The sequence below is a fragment of the Streptomyces sp. 8L genome (genome assembly GCF_020176795.1).
GTDB lineage: Bacteria > Actinomycetota > Actinomycetes > Streptomycetales > Streptomycetaceae > Streptomyces.
Window position 1 is genome coordinate 14,963 of record NZ_JAIUKE010000008.1, and the last position, 11,458, is coordinate 26,420.

Annotated in this window: 5 protein-coding genes; 4 read left to right on the forward strand and 1 reads right to left on the reverse strand. The window is 73.6% G+C overall.

The window, feature by feature from the left end:
- Positions 1-141: 141 nt before the first annotated feature.
- Genes LCE31_RS00980 through LCE31_RS00990 form a run of 3 tightly spaced genes read left to right on the forward strand, consistent with a single transcriptional unit; the run spans position 142 to position 1,861 of the window.
- Positions 142-588: a YbaB/EbfC family nucleoid-associated protein gene (locus LCE31_RS00980; protein ID WP_225011958.1), complete on the forward strand. Its 447-nt coding sequence runs from the start codon at positions 142-144 to the stop codon at positions 586-588.
- Entirely contained in the window at positions 581-1,018 is a 438-nt protein-coding gene (locus LCE31_RS00985; RefSeq protein WP_225011960.1) for a hypothetical protein, read from the forward strand. Before LCE31_RS00980 ends, LCE31_RS00985 begins: the two co-directional genes overlap by 8 nt.
- Positions 1,019-1,021: 3 nt before the next feature.
- Entirely contained in the window at positions 1,022-1,861 is an 840-nt protein-coding gene (locus LCE31_RS00990; protein WP_308042160.1) for a type VII secretion system-associated protein, read from the forward strand.
- Positions 1,862-1,971: 110 nt separating this feature from the next.
- On the opposite strand, the gene LCE31_RS00995 is transcribed toward LCE31_RS00990, so the two are convergent.
- Complete coding sequence (locus LCE31_RS00995) at positions 1,972-5,472, reverse strand: carbohydrate-binding protein (RefSeq protein ID WP_225012011.1); 3,501 nt, start codon at positions 5,470-5,472, stop codon at positions 1,972-1,974.
- Positions 5,473-6,698: 1,226 nt separating this feature from the next.
- Here LCE31_RS00995 and LCE31_RS01000 point away from each other — a divergent pair.
- Positions 6,699-8,330: a WXG100 family type VII secretion target gene (locus LCE31_RS01000; protein ID WP_225011962.1), complete on the forward strand. Its 1,632-nt coding sequence runs from the start codon at positions 6,699-6,701 to the stop codon at positions 8,328-8,330.
- The last annotated feature ends 3,128 nt before the right edge of the window (positions 8,331-11,458 follow it).

An 11,458-nucleotide genomic window follows, 5' to 3' on the forward strand; every position in this document is an offset into this window, starting at 1 on the left:
GCTGCGGCGGGCGGTGTGCGCGAGGGCAGACACGGCTGTGCGTGCGGTCAACGACCACGCATTCTCTTGGTGCCCGTCGGCTGCCGGGGTTGACTCGGTCGTGTCCGGCCGGTGGGGGCCACAGCACGGAGGAGGACACCGATGACGTCTTCGTATGACCAGCAGATCGAGGATCTGCTCGCCGACTACCGCACGGCACGGGAGCAGGCGGTGGATGTCCGCCGCCGCATCAACGAGATCGAGGCCACGGCGACCGCGCCGCGGCGTTCGGTGAAGGTCACCGTGGGAGCCCAGGGCCAGGTGACCGCTCTGGAGTTCCCCACCAACGCCTTTCGCACCATGGCGCCCAAGGAGCTGTCGAAAGTGATCGTCAGCACTCTGGAGCAGGCTCGCGCCAAGGCGCTTGAGCAGGTGATGGAGTCGGCGATCGGGCCCCTGCCCGGCGGCCTGACGCCCGACGCACTGGCACGCGGTGACATCGACGCGCGCTCGCTGCTGCCCGAGGACGTACACCTGCCGGACGCCGTCCGGGCGTACATCGAACACGGGCTGGGCGGCACGGAGGCAAAGGACGGTGGACGTGAGTAGCAGCGCCGGGAGCGGCAGCGGCAGCGCCGGGAGCGACGGACAGTCCTCCGCGTCTTCTGCGTCCTCTTCGTCTTCGTCGTCTTCGTCGTCTTCGTCGGACAGCCAGGTCCACGTCGACACCGACAAGCTCCAGCAGGCCGCCGACACCCTGGGCGAGTTGGCGTGGTCGCTGAAACACGCGACCGACTCGTTCCAGGACCAGAGCGACTCCTACGGCGAGCCGTGGGGTGACGACAAGACCGGGAAGAACTTCGTGGGCCAGTACCAGCAGCCGCACTCCGACGCGGTGCAGGCCGGAACCGACGGCAGCAGCGCGCTCACCGACGCCACGGGCCAACTGACCGATCTCGTATCCGCGTTGAAGTCCATCGAGGCGCAGGCCCTGGCGACGGGCCAGCAGGTGTCGGTCGAACCGGCCGACGGTGCGTGAGGGATGAGCGACGTGCCCGAGGACGAAGTGCCCGCGGCCATCGCCGACGCCGGTGTGGAGGAAGCGGAAGGCGCGGGCGCGGGACCGGACATGCCGCCCGTGCCGGACTACATCCGCGAGGCGGCACGGCAGGCGCCCGACCACTGGTTCGGCATGATCGACCCCGCCTGGACGGGGGAGGGCGGCCCGCCGCAGTGGGCGATGATCGGCCAGTGGCGCTCGGACCTCGACGGCGAGATCGTCGAATGGCAGGACAACGAGGAGTACCGTCCCTCGCCCAGGGCGCTCGACTGGCCCGATCCGGCCGACCCGGTGGACGCCGCGGTGCAGTTGGCGGCGACCGGCTACGGCCCGGCCGAGGACGTCAACCGCGCCTTGGCCGGCGCGGAGGTGGCGGTCCTCGTCGCACCCGGAGGCGCACCGCTGGCCGCGGTGGCGCCCGACGACGAGACCCCCGTCATCCCCCTCTTCACCGCGCCGGAACATCTGCACGCCGCCGGCCGGCTGGCCTTCCGGACGCTCAAGGTGCCCGAGTTGCTCGACCAGATCCCGCAGGGCCACCTCCTCTACCTCAATCCGTCGGGCGCCGTGAGCATGACGGTGGAACCCGCCGCCCTGCGCGAGGAGGCCGGGGCCGCGGGCGGCACGGGCCACGAGGACGGGTGGCTCGGCGCCCTCGACGAGCTGCTGCCCGCACCGGTGGCACCGGCCGAGGCCGAGGGCGTTCCCGCCGCCTCGGACGCAGGCGGCCCTGACGCCCCGGCGGCCCCGTCGGCTCCCGCCCGGCCGGAGTCCGACGGGCCCGCCCTCGACGCGGACGCCGCGGGGGACGACTTCCTCTGACCGCGCCCCGGTGGTGTGTGGGCCTCTGATGAGGTGCGTGCGGACGCGGTGGTGTGCGTTGTGTCCTACGGACGGCTGACGGTGAACGGCGGGCGGCGGGCGGCGGGCGGTCAGGTGACGGTCAGGCTGTCGACGTTGACGCTGCCGGAGTCGGCCGGCCCCACGGTGAGGCTGATCGGGGCATCGCCGGCGGGCAGGTCGACGGGGACGGTGACGGTCGACCAGGTGTCCCAGTCCCCGGTCACCGGGAGCTGTACCTGCTGCTGCGCGCCCCCGGCGGCGAGGGTGATCGTGCGCGTGACGTTCTGCAGGGGCGGGCGTTGGCCGCCCAGGGAGTTGGCGTAGCGGATGGTGAGGGTGCGCGGGCCCGCGGCCGGGACGTGCACCGCGACCGTGTCGGCGGCACCGGCGTACAAGTTGGCCACGAAGCCACTGCCGGTGTAGCCGCCGTGGTCTCCCGCAACCTGGGCGCCGCCGCTGAGCGCGCCGGACTCCGCCTCGATCGTCGAGCCGAGCGGCGCCGCCGTCACGACCGGGAGGACGGCGGTGGCCGTCGCCGTGTCGCGGGCGGTCGTGCCGTCCCATCCGGTGGTGGCGGTGAGGCGCGCGGCCGTTGTCGTCTGGTGCGCGGGCGGGGTGACCGTCCACCGCAGGTCGGCGTGGCCGCCCCGAGCGATGGTGACCGCGGCCGGATCGGCGCTGACCTGCCAGCCGGCGGGCACGCGCAGACTGCTCACCACGTGACGGGCGTCGGCGCCGCCGACGGAGTCGAGGGCCAGGCGCACGGTGGCGGGCGTTCCGGGCGAGGTGCCGTCGGCCGTCAGCACACCGGTGAGGTCGGCGGCCCCCGCACGGGGCACCGTGAGCGAGGCCACCGACGCCGGTGCGGCGCCGTCGAACGACAGCCGCACCGCGGTGGCCTCGGCACGGCTCCAGCGCGCCACGAGGTCCCCCAGCGCCGGAACGCCGCCCTGCGCCACCTGGCGCCAGGCCGAGCCCGGGCCGTCCTGGATCTCGACGGTGTAGGAGTCCGGGCGGGTGGCGCCCCACCGCACGTGGAGGTGGTCGACCGCGTCGCGGCCGGCCAACGCGACCTGGAGGGACGAGGAGGTGCCCGCGGCCGTCCACGACGTGGTGTCGTTGCCGTCCACGGCGCCCGCGGCGTACAGGGCCGGCTGTGCGGAGCCGGCGGAGGCCGTCTGGCAGCGGGCGAGGTCGTCGGTCGGGTCCAGGTCGGGGCGGGCCGTCTGCACCGTCACCGGGTGGCCGGTGGTGAGTGTCCTGGCGCCCTCCGGCGTGGTGAGCGCGACGGGCGCGCCGGAGTCGAGGGTCACCGTGGTGGTCCGCGCGCCGATGTGCACGGTCAGCCTGCTGCCGTGGTACGCGAGCCCGGCCAGGGTGATGCCCGAGGCGAGCTGCGGCGGCAGGGTCGGGGCCAGTGCCAGGCTGCCGGTGTTCCACCGCAGGCCGCCGAACCCGTACGCGAACGTCTGGAGGAACCCGCCGGCTCCGGTGGCGAAGGTGAACGCCGGGCCGGAGCCGCTGCCTTGGAGCGGCACGTCGCCCTGGGTCTCCGCGAACTGGCGGAACGGGCCCTTCAGATAAGGCCGGTAGGCGTTCTCGAAGAGGGTGCCGTCCAGGCAGCCGGGCTGCTGGATCTGCGCGGCGACCACCGACTCCACCGAGTACGTCATGGCCGGCCCGTTGACGTCGGTGACCGGCATGTAGCGGTCGAGGTCCGCCGCGGCCGACGACGGGTCGGTGACGTAGCCCAGCGGGTACGTGAGCATGACCGTGTCCGCCTGCTTGGCGGTCTGGTCCGTGTAGCCGGCGTACTCGGGGTGGCTGCCGTCCGCGTCGGCGGGCACGGCGATCCGGTCGGCGATCCGCGTCCACGCCGGGTCGGGGGTCTCGTGCAGCACGGTGGCCGCGGCGGCGGCGTTCCGCAGGGCCACGACGGCGCCGGCGTTGGTGGTGGCGTTGTCGGTGACGTGCTCGTGGTACTCGTCGGGACCGGTGACCCCCTCGATGTGGTACTGGCCGTCCGCGCCCTGCGTGACCCGGCTCGCCCAGAACTCGGCGACGTCCTTCAGCACCGGAAAGCCGTCGTCCTTGAGCCACGTGGTGTCCCCGGTGGCTTGGTAGTACTGCCACTGCGCGAGCGCGATGTCGCTTTCCAGGTGGTCCTCGAAGGTGACGCACATGGGGTGGCCGAGGTCGCCACACGCTCCGCCGGGTCCGTTGTCCCAGGCCCAGATCCCGCCGGCGTAGCCGTTGGTCTTCGCGTCGGCCTCGGCCTGGGCGCGGGTGCGGGAACGGAACATCACGACGGACTTGGCCAGTTCGGGGTGGAAGGCGAGCAGCGAGGGGAACATCCAGGTGTCCGCGTCCCAGAAGATGTCGCCGTTGTAGTCCAGACTGGTCAGGCCCGCGGGCGGGATGCTCCACGACGTGCCGGCGCGCAGGCTGGAGTACAGCGTGTAGTAGGACATGTTGACGTCGGCCTGCAGGTCGGCGTCGCTCCCCGTATCGACGTTGGGCTTCCACAACGCGGCCCACGCGGCATCGTGTTGCGAGACGAGCTTTTCCCAGCCCTGGTCCGCGGCGTCCTCGACGGTGCGGGCCGCGGTGCTGCCCGGGTCGCTCCGGGCCGTCCGGTCCGAGGCGGAGTCGTTCGAGTCGGCGATGCCCACGTACTTGGTCACGGTGTACGTGGTGCCCGCGGTGACGGGGATCGTCCAGTCCTCGCCGGCTGTGGCGGTGTCGGCGGCGGGCTCCGCCGCGGCGCGGGCCGCCACCCGGGTCCCCGGACCGGCCACGAGACGCTGGGTCTCCACCACGCGGGTGCCGTTGCCGGGCGTGCTCAGCCGGACGGTCGCGGTGTCGGTGGCGGTCGTGACGGCGCGGGACGTCGCGTCGATGCCCCGGGCGCCGGAGCCGTCGAGCAGTGCGGACAGTGAAAGGTCGCCGGTCCACCGGGGGGTGACGGTGAGCTGGACCTGCGCGAGGTGTTCGTGCGCGCGGTTGGCGAGCACCTGGACGCGTACGTCGGTGGCCCTGCCGTCCTCGGGCGTCCACGTCATCGAGGTGGTGACGGCGCCGTGTGCGAGGTCCAACTGCTGCCGGTATCCGCCGATCCGGTCCTGCGGCACGGTGGCGTCAAGGGTGTGGCCGTCCACGCCGAGGGCCATCGTGCTCCACGTCGGCAGCGAGGCCATGTACTCCATGCCCGGCACGGACGGCGTCAGGCCCTTGTTGTAGACGCCCGCGACCAGGGAAGTGGTCAGCCGCTGCTTGGGCTGCTGGTCCAACTGGTAGCCGGCCGGGCCGAGATCACCCTCGTACCCCTGGCCAATGGCGGGCAGCCGCTGGGCGAGGTAGCCGTTGCCGACGAAGGGCGTCGTGGTGATGTCCTGGGCCGTGTACGCGGTACTGGTCAGCGTCCACGGGTCGACGGCGGCGGCCGTGGCGCCGTGGGACCGGCCGGTCCCGGCCGCCTGCCCGCCCGCCGGGTCCGCGGCCATCGCCCCGGCGGCGCCGGCCGTCCCGGCGACGGCGACCATGGCGACGCATGCGGCGAAGACCGCTGCCACTCTGCCGGCTCTGCGCATGGTCACGAGGGGTCCTCCGGTGGTGTGGAGGAGGCTTCCGCGGTGGTGCGCGCGGGAGCTGTCCTCGACTCGCGGGTGGCTTGTACAACGATGTAACCCAACAGATTCCGCCACCGGCGCTCGCGTTGCGTCAAGACCGCGGACCAATATTCCTCGGAGGCCACTCCTCTGACCCCGTAGGCAGGTTGACGTGATCCCGGAGTGGTTCGGGCGGTGCTCCTGAGCGGTCCGAGCGGTGTTCCGGAGCGGTTCGGGCGGTACCCGGACGACACAACCGTGCCGCGGGGACAGGCGCCCGCGGCTGCGGGACATGGCCCCGAGCCCTCGGCGGACACGACCTGGGGCAGGGGAGACCACCCGCAGCCCGCGCGGTCGCCGGCCGGTCGCGCGGGAGCGCGGCGGATTCGGGAGGCGGCGCACGCGGCACGGTCACCTCCGGCTTGTGCCTGTCCACCCCTGGCCACCCCCGGCCGCTACCGGGCTGCGGCGGTGGCCGGTGTGCATGCGGGCAGAGACGGCTGTGCGCGCGTTCAACGGCTGCCCTGTGTCCTTGGCGCCCGCCGCCCGCCGGGATTGACTCGATCACGCCCGACCGGTGAAGGACCACAGCACGAAGGAGGCCGCCCAATGGTGTCTTCGTGCGCTCGGCGGACCGAAGGTCCCCCGACCCGGTACCGCACCGCTCGGGAGCAGGCCGTGCCGGAGAAGGCGACGGGCGCGACGCCCGTGCCGCCGCCCGGAGGCCTCACCCACCGCAGCGGGGTGTGGGGCGGGGCCGCCTCGCACCCCGCTGCGGCGGGAAACCGTGGCTGTCGGACGCCGTCCGGGCGTACGCCGGACATGCGCGGGGTGTGGGCGAGGAGCGGGAGCGGAGTGCGGTCTTCGGCGGCTCCGTACGCGCCCGCGTCCTCCGGCGCCCCGCACGACCCGCGGACCGTCCCCATGGCACCGGCGGCGGCCGACGACCTCCCTGCGCCGTCCGCCGCCGGCAAGGACGCTCTGGCTGTGGCCGCTGTGGCCGCTGTGGCCCTCGTGGCCCCCGTGCCGTCGCCTCCCGCCGCGTCGGCGGTCGTCGCGTCGGGCGCCCGGCAGCTCCATCGCCGCGCCCGGTGTGGCGGGGAGCGGCTACCGCTGACCGCGCCCGTCCCGGCCGTCGTTCCGGCGTTCGCACCTCGTGTGCCGGGTGGTGCCGTGCCGCGGCGCGTCCGGAAGGCCGGGTGGCTCGCATGAGCATCATGCTGCCGCCCGAACTCGAATGGGTGGCCGCCCTGGCGGGCGGCACCTGGCCGAAGGCGGACGAGGACAAGCTGTGGGCCCTGTACCAGGCGCACAAGGACTACGCGGAACAACTGCGCTCCATCTCCGCACAGTTCCCGAACGTCCTCGCCAACGTCCGGGCGGGCGTCTCCGGCTCGACGGCGGAGAACTTCGAGTCCTACCTGCAAAAGTTCCAGCAGAACCTCGATGACGTGGCCGCTGCCTGCGACCAACTCGCCAGTCAGATAGATGAGTTCGCGCTCAAGATCGAGTACTCCAAGATCATGATCTTGATGTCCCTGGCCTGGATGGCGGCTGAGATCGCCTTCTTCGCCTGGTGGGCACCGGAAGCGATTCCCGCGATCATGGCCGAGGGTCGGGCGGCCGTCATGATGATCATCCGGCGGCTGGTGGCGGCCACCGTGTTCAGCGCGGGGATGGGCGCCGTCATGGCCGCGGCGGCCGAGGGCATCCAGTACGCCGAGGGGCACCGGCACCAGTTCGACTGGGGAGACGTGGCCGTCGCCGCCGGGTCCGGTGCGATCAGCGGGGCCATCACCGGCGGACTCTTCACCGGGGTCGGGGTGTTCGGAGGCAAGGCCGGACAGGCGGTCCTCTCCTCGCTGCTGGGCAAGATGGCGCTCGGTGGCCTTGGCGGCGCGGCAGGCATGGCGGCCTCGGACGCCGCGTTCGACCTGGAGGGCTCCCCGGGGCTCGGCTTCGTCGCGGGCATGGTCGGCGGCGCGATCGGTCATATCCCGGCCCTGCGCGGCGGCAAGGGCGGCAGTGGGGAGGGCGACGGGTACACCAAGATCCCGGACCTGTCCGAGACACCGCCCGAACTCGGCGAGGATGTCCCGCGCCTGTCCACCGAGGCGTCGGGCCCGGACACCACGACCCCCTCTGCCTCGGACGGGAGCGCCCCCTTCGGCCCCGGCGTCGGCCTCTCGGTCGACGGGCCGGCTCGCGGCGTACCGCAGGAGGCGGGCGAGCAGGACGGCGCGGTACCCAACGGGCAGTACGCCGAGTCCGGTTCGTCACACGAACCGTATGAGCCGTACGAACCTTACGAGCCGTACGCGGGAGCTGCCACGGGCTCCGGCGGGAGTGAGCGCACCCGTCTGCTGGACGGTTTCGGAGACGACGCCGAGCCGGCCACCGGCTCCGCAGGCAGTGGCCCGTCCGTTGCCGGGGGCGTCAACGGCCGTACGGGAGAGGGCTCTTCCTCGTACCCCGGGCAGCCCGGGGGCGGCGGCGACCGCGGCGACGCGATTGCCGGCGTGCCCGGTCAGGCGTACGGGCGTGGCGGTCCGCCGCCCGGGGGGGGGGGCGCCCCCCCCGGGCGGGGCCCCCGCCGGGGGCGGGGGGGGCCGGCGGGCGGGGGGGGGGGGCGCCCCCCCCCCCCCCCGCCCCCCCCCGCGGGGGGGGCCCCCCCCCCCCCCCCCACGACTCGGTGCGCGGTGACAGTGTCGTCGTCTCGGGGATCGACGACCGGGAGCCGCCGCCCTTCTCGGGGTCCGGCGACGCGGCGCGGACTCCGTCCGCCACGCCCCCGGTCACGTCCGATCCGAGCAGGTCCGCCCCCGAGGGGACGGGGCTGACCTCCGGGGCGCTCGACGGGCTCCCGGCCACGGGGGACCGGGTGGGCCCCTGGCTGGAGAGCAACGGTCCCGAGGCGCCGCCGCCTGTGCGGAGCGGCGGCCCGCACGAGCAGGTGCCGGAGGCATCGCAGCCGCGGACCGCCGCGGACGGCGGCCTGCCCGGCCTGGAGGACCCCCAGGGCGCCGGGCAGCAGTCGACGGCGCCCGCGCAGCCGCACCCGGAGGCCTCCGAGGCCGGCGGGCAGTCACGCGGACTGTTCCCCCCGGCCGCCTACGAACCGCCGCCGAGCGCCGGCCCCCACGGCTCCTTCCGCCCCTCTGAAGAACAGCCCGCGGGCGTCGCGGGCGGTGCGCGACACGAGAACGCCCAGCCGGACCAGTTGGACCGGTTGGACCAGTTGGACCACAACAGTCAGTCGGCCGCCGTCGTCCCCCAGGAGCAGGGCCGAGGCGCTCCGGCGTCCGGTCCGGTCGTACAGCAGCCCGTCCCGCGGACCACGGCGGAGAACGGGACGGCTCCGGCCGCCACGCCCCGCCCGGCGCAGAGCGGACCTCACGAGGCCCTGGGACCGGGGGAGCCCAGGACGGTTCCCGGCGGCGAGCACGCTGTCTCCGAGGGGCCGGTCACGACGCCGGGCGGTCCCGCGAACCGGCCCGGCCTCGTCAGGCCGACGCCGGGACCGGCGGGTACGGACCGGGCCGCGGAACCGGTGACGAACGAGGCCGTGTCCGCGAAGGCGCCCGAGGGGATCGCGCCCGCCGGGGGAGCGGCGGCCCGGACCGGCGAGGGCGCGCAGCCGCACACCGGTGACAACGCCCCGCCCACACCCGGGGGTTCGCTGCGGGACCACACGGCCCCGCCCGGGCCCGGCACGCCCCTTTCAGGGCGCGGCAGCGCGCCGGACGGGCCACCGCACGAGAGCGGAACGAACCCCGCGCACGCCGGTCCCGCGCACGTCGGCTCCCCGCACGAGGGTCCCGCGCGCGCCGGTTCCACGCACGACGGTCCCGCGCACGACGCGGACGGGCCGCCGGCGGGCGCGGCCGTCGCGCCGGACCCCCTCGCGGACCGGGCCGCGCGCATCGACCAGTGGAACGACTACCGCGGCGATCGCGACGCCCGCACACAGCAGTTCCTCCACTTCCAGCAGGAGTCCGCGGACCCCGCCGCTCTCCTCGCGGACGGCTACCGGAACTTCACACAGAAAGACCTCTTCGGCGGCGGGTATCTGCCCAAAGGCAGCGTCGGTCACCGGCAGGCGGAGACGGAGATCCGCCGCGCGGTCCTCGACGCCCACAAGGCGCTGTGGCCGACACGGGGTTCCGGGGGATTCGACGCGGAGAAGTGGGCCGCGGAGTACGACCAGATCAAGACGAACGCCGACCGGCATTACGCCCAGGCGTCCGACCGCCACCGCCAACTGACGGACATGGAAAGGGAGTTCGACCAAACACTCGAACAGGCACGCCAGGGCGGCGGACCGTACCTGCGTGAGACGGGGGACCTGCCCACCCGGGACGACTACGAGACCGACCAGTACAAGGACGCGACGTACGACACCGACAACGGCAAGCCGCGTCCCGGTGAGGACGGTTATGTGCCGACATCCGTGTCCCACCTGCGCGCCGACACCTTCGCGCAGGTCCGCTCCATCGTGGACAAGGCGTACATGGAGTTCCCCGACGACCGTGCGGCGCGGCAGGGTGCGATCGACATGCGGGTCTCGCCCATCCGCGAGGGTCTTCCCCGGCGGATCGAACTGATCTCGGACTCGGTCAGGGAAGTCGAGGCCGCCACGCGCCAGCTGGACGGCTACCTCGATCCCGAGGACTTCAGCGGCGGCGAGCCCGGAAATCGGCACGCTCTGGACGAGGACAACCTCGCCAGGCTCCGTCAGGAGTTCCAGGACGATCTGCACACGTACTACCAGCAGGCGCGGGAGGCAACTGGTCCGGGCGAAGAAGTACCGCCAGGCCGGACGGAGTTCGACCAGGCATTCGACTGGGAGCAGACCGTCGGCCGCGTGCTGGGCACGGTGGACGACCGGATCGGACACGCCGAGTTCCGGCAGTTCGCGAACACCGAGTTGCAGGAGCGGCTGAAGGAGGCCTTCGACCAGTACGAGGACGAGAACCTGCGCTCCCTCGACCAGGAGTCCCGGGATCGCCTGACGACAGAGCTGACCCACGCCCACGAGAAGATGGTGGACGAGTACTGGTTCGACCACCAGAACCACCACGACACCCGGGCCCGCGTCCAGCCCAGGTGGGACGGCGACGGGGACCGGCCCGCCCGCCCGTACGAGGACAACCGCGCGCGGCTCGACGCCTCGCTGGAGGCGAGGTTCGACCACGAGACCGGATTGCGGGAAACCCTCGACCACGCGGCCACGGCGTTTCACCCCCTGCGCGAGATCATGGGCGGGGAGGCGGGCGACCGCAACGATCCGACACCCGCCGAAGCCATGGTCAAGGAGGTCGGAGACGACTTCCGCCAGGAGACCGGCCGTACCTTCGACAACCTTTTCGCGCCGCACGAACACAACATCGACGCGTGGCTCCAGCACGAGAAGGACCACGAGAACACCTTCCAGAACACACTGGACTCCCTTCCGCCGTCCGAGCCGCCCGCCACACCTCCACGACCGCCCGAGCGACCGGGCACACCGGAGCCCGGGCAGCAGGGAAGGGCGCCGGAGCCCGAAGCGGCGCCCGAGTCCGCCCGGGGCGCCGGGGACCAAAACGCGGGAGCCGCCGTCTCGGGTGGGGACCGGCACACGCCGGCAACCGGGAGCGGCCACGGAGAGGCTCAGGAGTTCGCCCAGCAGCCGGCCCGGATTCAGCAGGCCGCGCCGTCCCGGGCCACTCCTGTGGTCAACCGTCCTGGCCACGCGACCGAGCAGGCCCCGCACGAGCAGGCTCCGGCGAAGGGGTCCGCGTCGCAGGAGCCCGTGTCGCAGACGCGGGCGACGGCCGCCGCGGAGCCCGAGGCTCGTACGGCTCCGCCGCTCAGTGCGGAGCAGGAGGCGGTGGTGGCACGTCTCGGGCACACGGGTTCGCCGGGTGAGCGAGTGGAGGCGTGGCAGGCGTATCAGGGGGCTTCGGCGGATCTGGCGCGGGCGGAGGAG